Source organism: Pedobacter sp. A2324, assembly GCF_059693705.1.
In genome coordinates, this window is the sequence record NZ_JCASSK010000008.1 from 114,220 (window position 1) to 131,778 (window position 17,559).

Here is a 17,559-nt window from a genome sequence, read left to right on the forward strand (position 1 = left end):
ACAGGTGTGTTAAACTATCCTGACTTTAATCTGTTATCACCTCTGTTCTTTAAATCGTATATTTGATACAACGATGAAATTCAAAATCACTTCAGAATACAAACCAACAGGTGATCAGCCTACGGCAATAAAACAACTGGTAGATGGTGTCAATGCAAATGAGCACTATCAAACACTGCTGGGCGTTACCGGTTCAGGGAAAACTTTTACTGTAGCCAACGTAATTGAGCAAACACAGAAGCCTACACTGATTTTAAGTCACAATAAAACACTAGCAGCACAATTGTATGGTGAGTTCAAGAATTTCTTTCCCGAAAATTCGGTCAATTACTTTGTATCCTATTACGATTACTATCAGCCTGAAGCCTTTATCGCTTCAAGCAATACCTATATAGAGAAAGATTTAAGTATCAATGAGGAAATCGAAAAACTACGTTTAAGGACCACTTCTTCTCTCATGAGCGGCAGAAGGGATATCATTGTGGTTTCTTCTATTTCATGTATATATGGTATGGGTAATCCGGAAGACTTTTCCCGAATGGTTTTCCGTTTTGCTGTGGGACTAAGAATATCGAGAAATGCCTTTTTACATAGTCTCGTTGAGATTTTATATTCCCGAACCACTACCGAATTTAAACGCGGTACCTTCAGGGTCAAAGGCGATACCGTTGATATTTATCCGGCCTACCTGGATCATGCCTACCGGATATCTTTCTTTGGTGATGATATTGAAGAACTTTCAGCCATTGATCCGGTAACCGGAAAAACACTGGAAAAACTGGAAAACATGGCCATTTATCCGGCCAATCTCTTCGTTACTCCAAAAGATCGTTTTAACCAGTCTATATGGGGTATTCAGGAGGAACTGGAAGTGAGGAAGAATCAGCTGATTGGCGATAAACATTTACTTGAAGCGAAGCGCCTGGAAGAACGAACCAATTTTGATATCGAAATGATGAAAGAGCTGGGTTATTGTTCCGGTATCGAAAACTATTCGCGCTTTTTTGATGGCCGACAACCTGGTATGCGCCCATTCTGCCTGCTCGATTATTTCCCTGATGATTACCTGATGGTGATTGACGAGAGCCACGTAACGGTTCCGCAAATCAGGGCCATGTACGGCGGAGACAGGTCGCGGAAATTATCACTCGTGGAATATGGCTTCCGTTTACCTGCAGCATTAGATAACCGTCCGTTAAACTTCAATGAGTTCGAAGCCCTGGCACCGCAAACGATATATGTAAGTGCCACACCAGCGGAATACGAACTGGAAAAATCTGAAGGTGTAGTGGTTGAGCAGGTGATCCGGCCAACCGGTTTGTTAGATCCCATCATTGAAATCCGACCGGCAATAAATCAGGTTGATGATCTGTTAGATGAGATCGATCTGACCATTAAAGATGGAGGGCGTATCCTGGTGACCACCCTCACCAAACGCATGGCAGAAGAATTAACCAAATACCTCGACCGCTTGAATATTAAAACCCGGTACATCCACTCCGAAATCAAAACGCTGGAAAGGGTAGAGATCCTTCGTGGACTGCGCCTGGGTGAATTTGATGTTCTGGTAGGGATCAACCTGCTTAGAGAGGGACTGGATTTACCTGAAGTTACATTGGTGGCCATCCTCGATGCGGATAAAGAAGGGTTTCTCCGCTCAGAAAAGTCGTTGATTCAAACCATCGGTCGAGCCGCCCGTAACGATCGGGGAAGGGTAATTATGTACGCCGACGGGATAACAGATAGTATGGAGAAAACCATCGACGAAACCAACCGCCGCAGGGAAAAGCAAATTGCCTATAACCTGGAACATGGCATTACCCCTAAAACGGTCGGAAAATCGAGGGAAGCCATCCTGGAACAAACTTCAGTACTCGACTTCTCACAAAAAGCCAGTGATAATAAAGCAAGGGCATATATTGAGAATGCGGAAATCAGTATCGCGGCCGATCCTATTGTGCAATATATGGGTAAAGCCGAACTGCAAAAAGCCATCGACAATACCCGGAAAGATATGCAGAAAGCAGCCAAAGGAATGGACTTTTTACAAGCCGCAAAGCTGCGTGATGAAATGTTTGCTTTGGAGAAAATGTATAATGAGAAGTTCGCGAAATAAGTGTAAAACTTCATCCGGATTACCCGGAGTTGTTGTCATTGAAATAAAATTCTGATCTTTGCCCATTATTAAAACATTGCATTATGAATGGTCAAAACAGAAAAGATATTTACCCGGGACTCGAAGTAGGAATTATATTGAAGAAAGATCAGCGGTCAGGCGTAATTACTTACGGTGTAGTTCAAAATCTGTTAACTTCATCCGCCTTTCATTCGAGGGGTATTAAAGTCAGACTCGAGGATGGACAGATCGGGAGGGTAGCTGAGATTGTTGAAGATTGAAGGCCAGCAATGGTAGCTAATACAGCTCGATTACGTAACATTTTGTAATGAAAAAGCAATTAAAGGCCCAAAAAGTAACAAAATAAAAATTGCGACGTCTATATTTGTATTAACAGTAATTAAAAGAAATGGGATTAATTAAATTCATATTCATCGCTATATTGGTACTTTGGATCATCAGAATGCTGATCAAACTGATATTGCCGATGCTTTTCAGTAACCTTGTCAGTAAAGCCCAGCAACAGGCCGGCGGACAAGGACAGCAACAAAAACGTACAAAGCCTGAAGGTTCTATATCAATCGATTACATGCCGCCCCAGCAAACAGGTAAAACCGATAAACTCGGTGATTTTGTAGATTACGAAGAGGTTAAATAATTTTATAATAGGAGTATCAGGTATACATACCTGATACTTAACGCTACTTAAATACCTTCAAAACCGATCCCCAGAACCAGCTTTCTTCTGCTTTCAGCATCGCCTCAAAGGTCTTATCAACATTCACAGCCAGTTTATTGATGTCAGTAATCGACTTTTTAAAAGTGGTATAGTTCGGATCCTTTTCATCACCCTCCACAGCCGATAGTTCACCGAGAATCTTCAGTACAGGCTCCAGCTCACGTTTTTTACGTTCTTTGGCCACCTGACGGGAGATGTTCCACACATCTTTGTCCGCAAAGAAATATTCTTTCCGCTCTCCGGCTTTGTGTTGCTTTTCAATCAAACCCCAGCCAATTAAATCGCGAAGGGTCATATTGGCATTGCCCCTGGAAATACTCAAACTTTCCATAATGTCTTCCGTGGTAAGCGCCTCCGGAGAGATCAGCAGCAGTGCATGCACCTGTGCCATGGTGCGGTTGATTCCCCATTCGGAGCCCAGCTTTCCCCAGGCTTCTATAAATTTAAGTTTCGCTGCTGCTAATTCCATATCTAAAGATAACCCATAATTTTTATGTTTTCAAAAATTATTGAAAGTTTATCTATCTCAGATATTTCTGCTTAAAACACCTGATCTTCTCCTGTTGAAACTACCTGATGCTTTCCCGCTGAATCTGATTGGTCAGAGACTGCATTGATTCGCCGTTACTCAATTCTTGCAGCAATTTTTTCTGACTGGCATCAAAATAAACCGATAGCTCCACCACGGGTAGCGCCATTTTAGGCTCGAACATGGTACCGGCTGCAAAACCAGGCTCATTATTTTTTGCCCGGTCGCGGTCGAACTGAACCGTGGTATGCACATACTCTTCATGCTGTTTTTTGCCTTCCATATAAGGAAGCAACCAATCAACAGATTTCTTGATCGAGGCGCCTTTAGGCGATTCGTAGGTATAAAAGTTTGATCCCTTTGCCCGGTCGATGATGATGGCAAGCTTAAGCATGGGCTGCAGGTCGTAGATATGATAATGCATAGCATCACGCTCCTTAAAATCAAGGCTCGTTCCATCAGCATATAAGTTGATGTTGATGTGGCTTTTCAGGTTGTCAATGGTCCATTGAATCAGCTCCCGGCTATCTATGGCATAAGCAATCTCCCCGACAACTTTTAACCGGTGGGCATTCCAGTTATTGATGGCGGTAGCCCTTCCTGGTTTCATCCGCACACTGTTCACCTCTGCCCACGCCGTTTCAGCAAGCCATTTCGTAATCACCTCACGATCTTTGACTGCAAGATTATCTTTAATCAGGTCATAAGCTTCAACAGCCTTATCCACATTGGTATCATCAATCGGATTGCCATTCGGGCGGTTTATTTTTGCCCATGACAGCAGAAAAGAGGTGCTTTTATCCAGGTATTTTGGATCACCTGTTAACCGGTAGAGCAATGCAAGGGTATACATTTTATCCATATCCTTGAACCCCAGCCATGTTTTTATCTTTTTTGGATTTCCTTTTAACAAACCTTCAGTCCTGATCGTATCCAAAGGATTGGGTGCTTCATTCAGGTATTTCAGCCCGTCCTGCTCAAACTGCGCATAGGTATTTTTAGCTGCTGCATCTTGTTTAATCCATGCTTTCAGCTTTTTAATTTCTTTTGCGTTCAAACTTACCGTCTGACTGTAAGCAACAAAATTGATTCCCGTAAGGAGACAGATCAAAGCAAAAATTCTCATTATAAATGGCTTAAATTTGATTATACTATATACAAAACTAATTATTTATTCGACGTGCATTTAATTTATTCCTTTTTTATACCGCCCAAATTTTTATTTTTGACCTTCGTTTAAACTTAAACAAACCTTAATGAATAACTGGTTCAATAGAAATGGCATCCACCTTGCCATTATAGCGTTTTTTGTAGTCATTACTTTTGCCTACTTCAGTCCTGTGTTACAGGGGAAGGCACCTCAGCAGGGCGATGTTTTGCAGGCCAAAGCCATGCAGAAAGAAATTATGGATGTGAAGGAAGCCACTGGAAAAGGTCCGCTATGGACTAACCAGATGTTTGGCGGGATGCCGGCCTACCAGATCTGGGTGCAGTATCCGCTTAACATTACCACCTATGGTATTGATGTAATTAAAGGTGTTTTTCCCGATCCGGTTGGAACCGTTTTAGTATACCTTCTTGGCGCTTATCTATTGTTCTGTGTACTCAGAATCAACCCCTGGCTGGCTGCGGCAGGAGCCATTGCGTTTGCATTTACTTCCTATAACTTCATTATTATCGCCGCAGGTCACAGCAATAAAGCGCTGGCGATCGGCTTTTTTGCGCCGATTCTGGCCGCTATTATCCTTACATTAAGAGGCCGTTATCTGGTTGGCGGAAGTTTACTCGCCTTGTTCATGGCACTGGAAATCCGTTCTAACCACATCCAGATGACCTATTATCTGTTCATCGCGTTATTCATCCTGGCCTGTATCGAACTTTACCATGCCATCAAAGCAAAACAGCTGGCCACATTTGGTAAGTCTATTGCCTATATCGTTGCAGGTCTTTTCCTTGCCGTTCTGGTAAATGCAGGTACCTTGTGGACAACCTATGAATATGGAAAAGAAACCATCCGTGGAAAGTCTAATTTAACCACTGATAAAGCTGAGCCTGCGAACGGTTTAGATAAAGATTATGCTTATCAATGGAGCCAGGGTGTTGGCGAAAGCTTCTCTTTTCTGATTCCCGATATTTATGGCGGTGCCAGCAGCATCGATGAAATGATCAAGCCGGAGAGCAATACCTATAAAGCGGTTGAGAAAAACCTTCAGGGAGTAGATCCTCGTCAGGCTATTGGTTATGTGGCGCAAAACTTCGGTACCAACCAGTACTGGGGAAACAAACCCGGTACCTCTGGGCCATATTATTTCGGTGCCATTATCTGTATGCTCTTTGTATTCGGATTATTCATTGTAAAGCACCGCTGGAAATGGTGGATTTTAGGAACCAGTATTTTACTGATGTTCCTTTCCTTCGGTTCAAACTTCCCGTTAATCTCCGATATCTTCTTCGATTACCTGCCCGGGTACAATAAATTCCGTGCGGTAGAATCGATCCTGGCCGTTGTAGGCTTTCTGGTTCCTTTATTGGCTATTCTGGCAATTAAGGAAGCACAGGAAGGTCAGTACGATCAGAAATACCTGGTTAAACGCCTGACCTGGTCGGCCGCCATTACCGGAGGTTTTGCACTTATCGTAGCCGTACTGCCTACCGCGTTTTTCAGTTTTACCCAGGCCAATCAGGCGCAGATATTAGATGCCCTGGCACAAACCTTACAAAATAACCGGGGTGCTGCTATCGAAATATTAAATGGCGTAGTGGCCGACCGTGTCGCTTTGGCGCGTGCAGATGCTTTGCGTACCTTATTGTTTATTGCCCTGGGCTTTGGTATCACCTGGGCATTCATTACCAAAAAAATGAACATGCAACTGGCCTTCGGACTACTGGCATTTTTCATCCTGGTAGATTTATGGCAGGTAGATCGCCGTTACTTAAACAATCAGAATTTCGTAAGCAAATCGGACCTGGCTAACCACTATCAGCCAAGAGATATCGATCCGCTGATCTCGGCAGATAAAGATCCTAACTTCAGGGTATTCGATTTATCACTGGGCGATCCGTTTAAAAGTGCTGAAACCTCTTACTTCCACAAAACAGTTGGTGGTTTCCACTCTGCGCGTTTAAAACGTTTTCAGGAACTGGTGGATAATCAGTTAACCAAAAGCATCAATCAGGATGTACTGGATATGTTGAATACCAAATACATCATTACTCAGGATCCTCAAAACGGTTCTTACAAAATGCAGCGTAACCAAACGGCTGCGGGTAATGCCTGGTTTGTACAAAGTGTGCAGTTTGCGAAGAATTCTGATGAGGAAATGAAAGCCATCAGCAGTTTCGACGCCAAAAAAGAAGCTATTGTAGATGAGAGCTATAAAGGCTTAATCGATACCAAACGTTTGGGTACAGGTGTGGAAGGTTTTATCAAGTTGACCACCTACACTCCAGATCATTTAACCTATGAGTATTCATCATCAAAAGATGTGATCGCTGTGTTCTCGGAGATTTATTACAACAAAGGCTGGAAAATGTATATCGATGGTGTAGAAAAGCCGTATTTCAGGGCCGACTACGTGTTACGTGCCGCTCAACTGGAAGGTGGTAACCATAAACTGGAATTCATTTTCCACCCAACCTCATACTATGCAGGAGAAAAAATCTCACTTGCCGGATCCATCTTATTGCTTGCCGGTTTAGGTTTCGGATTTTATTCAGAAAACAAAAAGAAGAAAAAGGCAGCTTAATTTTTAGCCAAAAATCCTTATTTTCATACGGAGTCCTGAGCAGAAGTGTCATATTCGACACCTCAGCTCAGGATTCTTTGTTTTCATTAATCTTTATTGTTGTGCGCTAAAGTTACGTTTGCCCGGCTTTCCACCTGTAACCTTTCTGCTCCTGGATGGTTATCCCTCCGCTCGCCGCTGTCTCCCTTCTGCATTGCACTTTCCAACCCCTTTAACTTTCCTGCTAAAAATTTAACAGTCCCGTAACATTTGTTTGATATTCAATGTCTTACTTTTGTATTGTTAAATCAGATGTTATGCTGGAATCCTTTTTCGCCATTTGTTTATTGATTGTTATCCTTTATTTCTTTAGTCCTTTTGAGGTAAAACTTGATGAGGAAGAAGAGTGGTAAACATCCCCGTTTTAAATTAAACTGCTTGCTGCAAGCGGTATCAAAATCTTTGCCCCTAAAAAATCCCGGTTATGAGTAAAAGAAATGTTGATGTAGTCGTAATTTCCGATGTGCATCTGGGCACCTATGGTTGCCACGCCAAAGAATTGCTGAAGTATCTCAAAAGCATCAGGCCCAAAACATTAATACTCAACGGTGATATTATCGATATCTGGCAGTTTAGTAAAAGCTACTGGCCGGAGTCGCACATGAAAGTGATCCGCAAGCTGATGAAATTTGTTTCAGAAGGTGTGCAGGTACATTATTTGACAGGTAACCATGATGAAATGCTGCGCAAATTCGATGGCATGGAAATGGGTGGGTTCTACCTGCAAAATAAACTAATCCTCAACCTGGACGGCAAAAAGGGGTGGTTTTTCCATGGCGACGTGTTCGACGTGACCATGCAGCATTCTAAATGGCTGGCTAAAATGGGAGCGGTAGGCTATGATACCCTGATTCTGCTCAACAGTGTGGTCAATTGGGTACTCACCAAAGCCGGCCGCGAGAAGATGAGTTTTTCAAAAAAGATAAAGGCCAAGTTTAAAGATGCCGTTAAGTTTATCAATAGCTTCGAACAAACAGCAGCCGAACTGGCTATCGAAAAAGGCTACGATTACGTAGTTTGCGGACATATCCACCAGGCTGAAATGCGCGAAATTTCTACCGATGAGGGAAAAGTAACCTATCTCAACAGCGGCGACTGGGTGGAAAGTTTAACGGCACTGGAGTATCACGACCAGCAATGGACGGTATTTAAATACAATCATGCGGATTTTATTAAAGATGAAACAGAAGAGGGAATCTTGTCTGATGCTGATGATTTAAAAAGTAAACTGGATATAAATATTCTTTTACAGAATATAAAATATGAAATTGCCCAATAAATTTAGATATTGGAGCATTAAATGAAAATACTTTACGCAATTCAGGGTACAGGCAACGGGCATGTGAGCCGCGCACGGGAGATTATTCCATTACTTCAGCAGTATGGTGAACTTGACATCCTGGTAAGTGGCACCCAGGCCGATGTGAAATTGAGTCAGCCGATCAAATACCAGCTTCATGGTTTCAGCTTTATTTTTGGTAAAAAAGGCGGGGTAGATCATTTTAAAACCTGGCTGAACATGAACCTTTTCCGCTTCAGGAAAGACATGAAACAACTTCCGCTTAAAGAATACGACCTGATTGTTAACGATTTCGAACCCGTTAGCGCCTGGGCCTGTAAGTTGCAGGGGATCGATTGCGTATCGCTGAGTCACCAGGCTGCTTTTAAATCAAAGAAAGTCCCCCGCCCGCGTTCATTGGACTGGGGTAAACTGATCCTGAGCAGGTATGCACCTACTAAATACCATATCGGCTTTCATTTCGATCGCTATGATACCTTTATCCATACGCCGGTTATCCGTTCTGAAATCAGGTCCCTGCAGAATAAAAACCTGGGGCATTATACCGTGTATCTGCCGGCTATTGATGATAAAAGACTCGTTAAATTATTTATCCAGCTTCCTGAGGTGCAATGGCAGGTATTTTCCAAGCATACCAAAGTCGCCTATCAGCATGGAAACGTACTGGTAGAGCCCGTGAATAACGAAAAGTTCAATACCAGCCTCGCCACCTGCGAAGGTTTGTTTACCGGTGGCGGTTTTGAAGGCCCGTCTGAAGCCCTGTATCTGAAGAAAAAGTTACTGGTCGCGCCAATGCGTTTCCAGTTTGAGCAGCAATGCAATGCCTATGCCTTGAAGCAGTTTGGCCTCCCGGTGATCTGGGGAAGTACCCGAAACTGGTTGCCGATTGTGAAAAACTGGGTAGCGCAACCACAAAAACATGAATTCGATTTCCCGGATGAAACCGCGAAGATTATTGATGACATGGTGAAGAAGTATGCGAGAAAAGGTGAGAAGTGATACTTACTTGTCACTTTCAGCTTTTTATCTTTACTTTGCTTCCTCTTTAAAAAAGCATGATCAATCAGTTTAGAAAGCTCAACCCCATTAACATATTGCTGCTGTTTGCATATACAATTTTTATGCGAATAGCCATTTTTTATGAGGTGCCGCCACAGCTGAATTTTGACTTTCTGGAGCCCTTTGCCCGGCTGCTCATCAATATCGATCTCGACAATGCTTTTAACCCATCTACCAACATTGCCATTGCGTCTATGCTGGTTTTTATTCAGGCATTAACTTTCAATTATGTCGTAAACAACCACAACTTACTGGCAAAGCCCAGCTTTCTGCCGGCGCTAATGTTTGTTACCGGAACCAGTCTCTTCATGCCCTTTATGATTTTGAGCCCGGCACTGGTGAGCAATTTTCTGCTGATCTGGATCATTGATAAATTCCTGAAACTGGGGAAGAGTGCTAATTCCATTACTACGGTATTTGATATCGGAATGATCATCGGCTTGGGCACGCTGGTTTATTTCCCTTTCATGGTCATGATGGTGATGATTTTTCTGGCATTGCTGCTGTTCCGGGCGTTCAGCTGGCGCGAGTGGGTTGCCGGCGTGACCGGTTTTCTGACCGTCTTTTTCTTTCTGGCCGTTTTTTACTACTGGAATGATAACCTAAGCCTGTTTTACCAGATCTGGAAACCACTGGGTAATAAATTTCCATCCGTTTTCAAAATCAATTATAACGATTATCTGGTGCTGATCCCTGTGGCCATCATCATCATTCTGGCATCATTACAGCTTCGCGAAAACTTCTTCCGCAGTTTTATCAGTACCCGGAAAGCCTTCCAGCTCCTGTTCTTCATGTTCATCGTGGCAGCAGCCAGTTTTTACCTCAAGCCTGATTTCCGGACCTGGCATTTTTTACTGTGCGTACCACCGGGCGCAGTGCTGTTAGCCTATTATTTTTCCAATGCCAAAAAGCGGTGGTTTTACGAAACGCTGTTCCTGTTGTTCGTGCTTTCGGTGCAGTACTTTCTTTTTGTTTAACCTTTTTTAACAAAAAACCAGGACGAAACTTGAAGAAGATTGATAGCTTTGTGCCATGAAGTTTGGTTATGCTGTGTTTTTTCTAAATTTCTAATGATTTAATAATTAGCAGACAGGGATATTAAGTGCATAAATTAAGCATCGATATTGGGAATTCATCAGCGAAGGTTGCCATTTTTAAGCATCGCGAAGTGGTACACCATCAACGTTTAACTAAACTGGGTATTCTTGATCTGGCACAACTAATCGAGAAGTTCTCTCCTCAAAAATCAATCATTAGCAGTGTGAATCAGGACATTAAACCCCTGGAAGAGTATTTGAAAAAACACACACTTTATACCCGGTTTTCCACACAGCTTAGCAACGGCGTAGAGAATAAATACCTTACACCGGCCACACTGGGATTAGACAGGTGGGCAGCTGTTTTAGCGGCCCATAGCTTGTATCCCAATTCGGCCAGTTTGGTTGTCGATGCCGGAACCTGCATTACCTACGATTTGCTGGGCAGCAGTAAAGCCTACTTCGGGGGGAGCATTAGTCCCGGTATTGCCATGCGCTTTAAAGCCATGCACGAATTTACCGGCAGGCTGCCTTTGGTAGAGTGGAGTGAAAGAGACCAGATTGAGGCCGGAACAGATACCGCTTCGGCCATGAAAAACGGGGTATTGCAAGGGGTAATAAATGAAATTGAAGGCTTCATCGCCCTAAATAATAGAAAAGAAAGTACTTTAAAGGTGATTTTAACAGGTGGCGACGCTAAATTTTTGTATAAGCAATTACAAAACAGCATCTTTGCCCCGCAAATTATTAATGATCCCTACTTAGTATTAAAAGGATTAAATGAAGCTATTGCAGATTAAAATGTACAGAAGAATAAATTATATTGCAGCCATACTCGTTTTAGTTTGTGGTTTAGGTGCTCATGCACAGGTTACCACATCATCACCATATTCAAGATATGGATTAGGAAATATCAAAGGTTCATTGCTTCCCCAGTTAAGGGCAATGGGCGGAATTTCTACTGCAGTAAATAAGGTAAGTGGTTTTAACTACATCAATATGCAAAACCCGTCATCCTATGCGGGCATTACCTTAACCACCATCGATATCGGTATGAATGCCAGTCTTACTAACCTGCAAAAAGGCAGTCTGAGTGAGAACAGCTTTAACTCTACATTTAGTCACCTGGCATTTGCTACACCGGTAAGCAGGCACTCGGCCATTAGTTTTGGTATCCTGCCATACTCTGATCTGGGTTACTCTTACCGCAACAGAACCAAGGTTGATACTTCCACTGTAGACCAGATTTACGAAGGCGAAGGTGGTTTATCTAAAGCTTACTTCGGTTACGGTCACCGCATTGGCGATCACTTCAGGATCGGTGCAAACATCGAGTATATCTTCGGTAACCTGCAAACCACCAGGGCTACAGAATACCCTTACGATGCCACTTCCGTATATGCTAAATTGCAAAATAAAAACAGCGTGGGCGGTATCAACTATTCATACGGACTTCAATACGATTTCAATGTAGGTAAAAAGACCCTCGTTACTTTAGGTTATTCAGGAAGCTACAAAGGTAAAATCAATACCACCCAGAATTTCTATGCTACCCGTTACCTGAGAGATGCGAGCGGAAACGAGCAAACGGCAATTGATACCCTGAGCAGCGTGGATAAAGGATCATCAAACATCACTTTACCATTAACACATAACTTTGGTATTTCCATTCAGCAAAATGATAAATGGATGGTGGGTGCCGATTTCAGAATGAGCAAATGGTCAGCCACTTCTATTAATGGTACAAACCAAGGCTTACAAAACAGTTGGGGTGCATCGCTAGGTGGACAATTTACGCCTGATGCCTATTCGTATAACAATTATATGAAAAGGGTAGATTACCGTTTAGGGGTATCTTACGATAAAACATATATTCAAATCAACAATCAGGATATTAAGCAAATGGGTGCTTCATTAGGTTTTGGTTTCCCGTTGCCATCAGCAAACGGGGGTACTGCCTTTTATAAAATCAACTTCACTACAGAAGTTGGTCAACGCGGTACTTTAAACAATAACCTGGTTAAAGAACAGTACATCAATTTCCATTTAGGTTTTACACTTAACGATACCTGGTTCCGCAGATACAGGGTAGATTAATGATCAGAAAGGCTTTTTTATATGGTTTAATCTTTGCCCTGCCTTTATTTCTGGCATCGTGTGGAGATGATGATTTAAAAAAAGCCGATGCTGTTGCTTCTTCCAAAAAAGTTAATGTTGCGCGCGACAGGACGCTGGGTGTTGATATCATTTACAGTGATTCGGCAAGGGTAAAAGCGCAGGGCTACGCACCCGTGCTTGATAAGGTAACTCCGGTTAATGCAGCCATCTACCAGGAAATGCCCAAAGGGGTAAAGATCGACTTCTATAATGAGAACGGCCAGATTGATGGTAACCTCGTGTGCGACTACGCCATCCGTAAAGACCAGGAACTCAAAACCGAATTCCGTAAAAACGTAGTGGTGAAGAGCGCCAAAGGCGATACCTTCACTTCAGAAGAACTCATCTGGGACGAGCAGAAAAAAATCTTTTATTCCAATCAAAGGGTATTTGTAAAAGGTGTTGACGGAAATGTCGGTAATGGCATCAACTTCAAAGCACCCCAGGATTTCAGTACCTATGAAATGGAAACAGGTAGCGGGGAGCTGAACATGAAAGAGGGTGTAGCGCCTTAGTCCGAATCCAGTTCTGATACCTGATTCTGGCTACCTGATACTCCTGAAAACTAAGCTCTTGATAAATAAAATTTTGTATTTTCTTTTTTAAGGCAAATTTGTATCTTGCGCCCTCTTAAAAAAACTAAATAAATTTATACAGTACAATATGGGATTAATGACATTTTTGCGTAACCGTGCAGGCTATATCCTGGTCTTTGCGATAGGTTTTGCAATTGTTGCATTTTTAGTAGGCGATGCAATTAACGTGGGTAAGCCTTTCTGGTCGGCAAATCAGAAAGTTGTGGGGTCTATCGATGGCAACGATATCAGTATCGATGACTTCGGACCGAAAGTAGATCAGGGTGTTAACCAGATGAAACAACAGTATGGCGGTAGTGCGAATGCACAAATGACTGCTATGGCTGTAGATCAGGCCTGGAATGCTGAATTGGGTAAAGTATTGTTAACAAAAGAATACGAGCGTTTAGGATTAACTGTTTCTGAAGATGAATTACTTGATTTATTGCAAGGTTCAAACCCAAGCCCTTTAATCAAACAATATTTCTCTAACCCTCAAACCGGACAGATTGATCGCGTTACGCTGATGAACTTCTTAAAATCAAAAGAAGCACAAGCGATACAGCAATCGAACATGTTACAACAAGAGGTAACCAACCAGGCTTTGCAAACCAAATACAGCAACCTGATTAAAAACTCTGTGTATGTAACTTCATTAGAAGCTACCGATGAGTACAACAACCGTAATAAGCTGGCTAACTTCAAATATGTAAGCCTTGATTATACTTCTATTCCTGATGCTTCTGTAAAACTAACAGATGCAGATTACAGTGAGTATTACGATCAGAACAAAGCACGTTTCAACAATCCAACTGAAACACGCGCTTTTGAATATGTTGCTTTCAGCATCAATCCAACCAAAGAAGATTCACTGGCTGCAAAAGCACAGGTAGATAAATTGGCTGCAGATTTCCAGGTGGCTAAAAACGATTCACTGTTCGCAGCCATCAACTCTGATGTTAAGGTTCCTTTCACTTACCTTTCAAAAGGTAAATTAGGCGATCCGGCATTAGATTCAGCAGTATTCAATTTACCTGCAGGCAGCTTCTACGGTCCGAAATTATCAGGTAACTCTTATAAAATTGTTAAAGTGGTTCAAACGCGTTTCTCTCCTGATTCGGTTAAAGCGAGCCATATTTTATTAGATGCAGCTAAATTAGGTGGTGAAGATAAAGCCATCAAACTGGCCGATTCATTAAAAGGCTTAATCGCTAAAGGCGGTAACTTTGCTGAACTGGCAAAACAATACAGTGTAGATGGTTCTAAAGATAAAGGTGGTGAGCTGGGTACTTTTGCCCGTGGCGCTATGGTTCCTGAATTTGAGAATGCTGCTTTTGATGGCCAGGTTGGCGATGTTAAAGTGGTAAAATCTCAGTTTGGTGTACACATCCTTAAAATTGAAAAACAAATCGGTTCTTCTAAAGTAGCTAAGCTGGCTTACGTTGAGAAAGCACTTACTGCAAGCAGCAAAACCAAAGATGCCGCTTATAAAGCAGCAAGTAACTTCTTAAACGATGTTAAAGGAAGTGATTTTGCTAAAGTGGCAGGTGCTAAGAAATTAAAAGTGGCTCTGGCCGACCGCGTTACCGCTACTCAGGGCTTCGCTGCAGGTTTAGATAACCCACGTAAATTAATCCAGGATGCTTACGCAGCCGATAAAGGTGATGTATTACCTGAAATCTACAGCATGAGCGATTCATATGTTGTGGCACACTTAACAGGTGTGAGTCCGAAAGGTACTTTATCATTGGCTGATGTGAAAAACGATATCAAACCGATGGTGCTCAACAATGTAAAAGCTAAAACTTTAAAAGAGAAATTAGCTGCTGCCGGAAAAGGAAACTTAGATCAGATTGCAGCGAAAGTTGCGCGTCAGGTAAGTCCGGTATCGAACATTGTATTTGCTAACCCGGTAATTCCAGGTGTGGCACAGGAAAATGCATTGGTTGGTAGCGTATTCGGTTCGCAGCCAGGTAAAGTATCTGCACCGGTACAAGGCGAGCGTGGTGTATATGTGTTCTCGGTAGATGGATTCACTAATCCTGCACCAATTGCCAACATGTACAAACAAAAAGAAGGCATGTTGTTAAGCTTAGGTCAGCGTTCATTAGGCGCAGCTTTCCAGGCTTTACAGGATAATGCCAAGATAAAAGACAATCGTGTGAAATTCTATTAGACAGAAAATACGTAATTTTGTAACCGTTTCGAAGATCTTCGGAACGGTTTTTTTATTTACAGGCCATGGACATTCAGGAAAACATCATCAACAAAGTAGCTAACAGTGGTTTAATCACTTTAAACCTCGAAGACTTTTATCATAAAGGCGAGCGTGTACTTTACGATATCAAGGATAATCTTTTCCATGGTTTAATGCTGCGCGAAAAGGATTTCCGCGAGTTCATCAAAACCCACGACTGGAGCCAGTACCAGGATAAAAATGTTGCCATCTTCTGCTCAGCCGATGCTATCGTACCTACCTGGGCCTATATGCTGCTGGCCAATAAAATGAAACCTTATGCTAACGAAGTGGTATTCGGCACCCTTGATACCCTCGAAGCTGTTCTGGCCACCAAGGCCTTATCTAAAATCGATCCTCAAGCCTACGCCAACGAAAGGGTAGTGGTAAAAGGGTGTGGCGACATCGATGTACCGGTTTCTGCTTATGTAGAAATTACGAATCTGCTTACACCGGTAGTGAAGAGCATCATGTTTGGAGAGCCATGCTCTACCGTGCCGGTCTTCAAAAGGAAGGATTAGCCTGAGTTTGTTCATGCTGTTTGGAATTTGGTTTACTTTTTGCATATCTTCATGCAAACACACACGCAAATGAAACCAATACTATTCATCTTCACCGGGATTCTCCTTAGCCTGACGAGTCTGGCGCAGGAGCTCCCCATTAAAAAGGAACCTGTATTTCAGGAAGGGGAGGTACTCAAGTACAAACTCCGCTACGGCTTCATTACCGCGGCCGAGGGTACACTGAAAGTGACCAACTCCGATCTGAAGTTCGACGGCAGGCCCACTTATAAACTCACGGTAGATGCGGAAACCTCCGGCACCTTTGATGTCTTTTACAAAATCAGGGACCATTACGACTCCTATATCGATAGAACTGATTTGTTGCCCTACTTTTACCAGGAGAACATCCGTGAAGCCAGCTATAAACGCCAGGATAAGGCACGCTTTAATCAGGACGGCAAAAAGGTAGTCTCCAACCGGGGTACCTTTACCACCCCAACCACGCAGACCTTTGATCTGGTATCGGCCTATTATTTTGCCCGCAGTCTGGACATCAGCAAGCTCAAAGTGGGCGACAAGTTTAAGCTGAACTATTTCCTGCAGGATGAAATCTCTGCGCTCGAAGTGGAATATGTTGGTAAAGAAACCGTTAAAAGTAAGCTGGGAAACATCCGGTGTTTAAAATTTAGTCCATCTATTAAGCCTGGACGTATTTTTAAAAAGGATAGTCGTTTGTATCTTTGGGTCACCGATGATGGGAACCGTGTTCCGGTGAAAGCGCAGGTCGAAATCCTGGTGGGTGCGGTTACAATGGAGTTGAAATCGGCCGATGGGCTTAAATATGCTTTAGCAAAAGAATAATGATGATAGAAGTGGAACAGGTGCTGGTGCACGAAGACGTTTTAAAAGAAAACTTTGTATGTAATTTAAGCAAGTGTAAGGGCATTTGTTGTGTGGAGGGCGATTCAGGGGCACCATTGGATCATGATGAAACCGCAATACTCGAAGAAATCTATCCTAAAATCAAACACCTGCTCAACGAAAAGGGCATCAAAGCCATTGAAGAACAAGGGACCTATGTGGTAGATGAAGACGGCGACTTAACCACCCCTTGCGTAGATAAAAACAAAGAGTGCGCCTATGTTTTATTTGAAGGCGGCATTACCAAATGTGCGATTGAGAAAGCTTATGAACAAGGCATTGTAGACTGGCAAAAACCGATCTCCTGCCATTTATACCCCATCCGCATCACCAAATATCCGGAGTTTGATGTGCTGAACTACGACCGGTGGCACATCTGCCATGATGCCTGTACCTTTGGCCGCGAGCTGAAAGTACCGGTATACAGTTTCCTTAAAGGACCACTTATCCGTAAGTATGGCGAAGCCTGGTATCAGGAACTGGAAAGTTCGGTTGCCGCGATGTAGATACTTTATTGTTTACTCTATTCATTTTACCTGTTAATTGAGCCTTTTCAGTTCTTAATCTGGCGAAATAGGGCTATTCGACCATCTATCCAGCCA

Annotated in this window: 16 protein-coding genes; 14 read left to right on the top strand and 2 right to left on the bottom strand. The window is 42.7% G+C overall.

All coding sequences use genetic code 11. The features are described from left to right. Positions 1 to 73: 73 nt before the first annotated feature. From uvrB to AC570I_RS21065, 3 genes are all read left to right on the top strand, one after another. Positions 74 to 2,116 (top strand): excinuclease ABC subunit UvrB, encoded by a 2,043-nt coding sequence (gene uvrB / locus AC570I_RS21055; protein ID WP_047800859.1) that lies wholly within the window; start codon positions 74 to 76, stop codon positions 2,114 to 2,116. Positions 2,117 to 2,199: 83 nt separating this feature from the next. Then, complete coding sequence (locus tag AC570I_RS21060; protein WP_047800858.1) at positions 2,200 to 2,397, top strand: YwbE family protein; 198 nt, start codon at positions 2,200 to 2,202, stop codon at positions 2,395 to 2,397. A gap of 128 nt (positions 2,398 to 2,525) precedes the next feature. Beyond that, positions 2,526 to 2,774 carry a DUF4834 family protein gene (locus AC570I_RS21065; protein WP_497407083.1) on the top strand — a complete coding sequence of 83 codons (249 nt, stop codon included), beginning with the start codon at positions 2,526 to 2,528 and terminating at the stop codon, positions 2,772 to 2,774. Between the two features lie 43 nt (positions 2,775 to 2,817). Here the strand turns inward: AC570I_RS21065 and AC570I_RS21070 are convergent, their stop codons facing one another. Both AC570I_RS21070 and AC570I_RS21075 read right to left on the bottom strand, forming a co-directional pair. Continuing rightward, on the bottom strand, positions 2,818 to 3,324 hold the full coding sequence (locus AC570I_RS21070; RefSeq protein WP_047800856.1) for a GbsR/MarR family transcriptional regulator: 507 nt from the start codon (positions 3,322 to 3,324) through the stop codon (positions 2,818 to 2,820). Between the two features lie 100 nt (positions 3,325 to 3,424). Then, positions 3,425 to 4,510, bottom strand: a complete 1,086-nt coding sequence (locus AC570I_RS21075) for an alginate lyase family protein (RefSeq protein ID WP_497407084.1) — start codon at positions 4,508 to 4,510, stop codon at positions 3,425 to 3,427. A 130-nt stretch (positions 4,511 to 4,640) separates the two neighbouring features. Between AC570I_RS21075 and AC570I_RS21080 the strand changes: the two genes are divergently transcribed. From AC570I_RS21080 to AC570I_RS21130, 11 genes are all read left to right on the top strand, one after another. Further along, positions 4,641 to 7,130: a YfhO family protein gene (locus tag AC570I_RS21080; protein ID WP_497407085.1), complete on the top strand. Its 2,490-nt coding sequence runs from the start codon at positions 4,641 to 4,643 to the stop codon at positions 7,128 to 7,130. 463 nt (positions 7,131 to 7,593) lie between these two features. Then, positions 7,594 to 8,448, top strand: a complete 855-nt coding sequence (locus AC570I_RS21085) for a UDP-2,3-diacylglucosamine diphosphatase (protein WP_497407086.1) — start codon at positions 7,594 to 7,596, stop codon at positions 8,446 to 8,448. 21 nt (positions 8,449 to 8,469) lie between these two features. Then, positions 8,470 to 9,468 (top strand): glycosyltransferase family protein, encoded by a 999-nt coding sequence (locus AC570I_RS21090; RefSeq protein ID WP_497407087.1) that lies wholly within the window; start codon positions 8,470 to 8,472, stop codon positions 9,466 to 9,468. A gap of 122 nt (positions 9,469 to 9,590) precedes the next feature. Then, positions 9,591 to 10,505, top strand: coding sequence for a DUF6427 family protein (locus AC570I_RS21095; protein WP_497407088.1), 915 nt, complete (start codon positions 9,591 to 9,593; stop codon positions 10,503 to 10,505). A 125-nt stretch (positions 10,506 to 10,630) separates the two neighbouring features. Next, on the top strand, positions 10,631 to 11,365 hold the full coding sequence (locus AC570I_RS21100) for a type III pantothenate kinase (protein ID WP_497407089.1): 735 nt from the start codon (positions 10,631 to 10,633) through the stop codon (positions 11,363 to 11,365). A gap of 1 nt (position 11,366) precedes the next feature. Further along, on the top strand, positions 11,367 to 12,662 hold the full coding sequence (gene bamG / locus AC570I_RS21105) for a BamG family beta-barrel-assembly machinery protein (protein WP_053058475.1): 1,296 nt from the start codon (positions 11,367 to 11,369) through the stop codon (positions 12,660 to 12,662). After that, entirely contained in the window at positions 12,662 to 13,237 is a 576-nt protein-coding gene (locus tag AC570I_RS21110; protein WP_497407090.1) for an LptA/OstA family protein, read from the top strand. The genes bamG and AC570I_RS21110 overlap by 1 nt, the downstream gene beginning before the upstream one ends. A 157-nt stretch (positions 13,238 to 13,394) precedes the next feature. Next, a complete protein-coding gene (locus AC570I_RS21115; RefSeq protein ID WP_497407091.1) occupies positions 13,395 to 15,473 on the top strand; it encodes a peptidylprolyl isomerase in 2,079 nt (692 codons plus the stop codon). A gap of 65 nt (positions 15,474 to 15,538) precedes the next feature. Further along, positions 15,539 to 16,054: a DUF2480 family protein gene (locus AC570I_RS21120; RefSeq protein WP_316801178.1), complete on the top strand. Its 516-nt coding sequence runs from the start codon at positions 15,539 to 15,541 to the stop codon at positions 16,052 to 16,054. Positions 16,055 to 16,123: 69 nt separating this feature from the next. Continuing rightward, entirely contained in the window at positions 16,124 to 16,897 is a 774-nt protein-coding gene (locus tag AC570I_RS21125) for a DUF3108 domain-containing protein (protein ID WP_497407092.1), read from the top strand. Between the two features lie 2 nt (positions 16,898 to 16,899). Further along, complete coding sequence (locus AC570I_RS21130) at positions 16,900 to 17,463, top strand: DUF3109 family protein (protein WP_497407113.1); 564 nt, start codon at positions 16,900 to 16,902, stop codon at positions 17,461 to 17,463. The last annotated feature ends 96 nt before the right edge of the window (positions 17,464 to 17,559 follow it).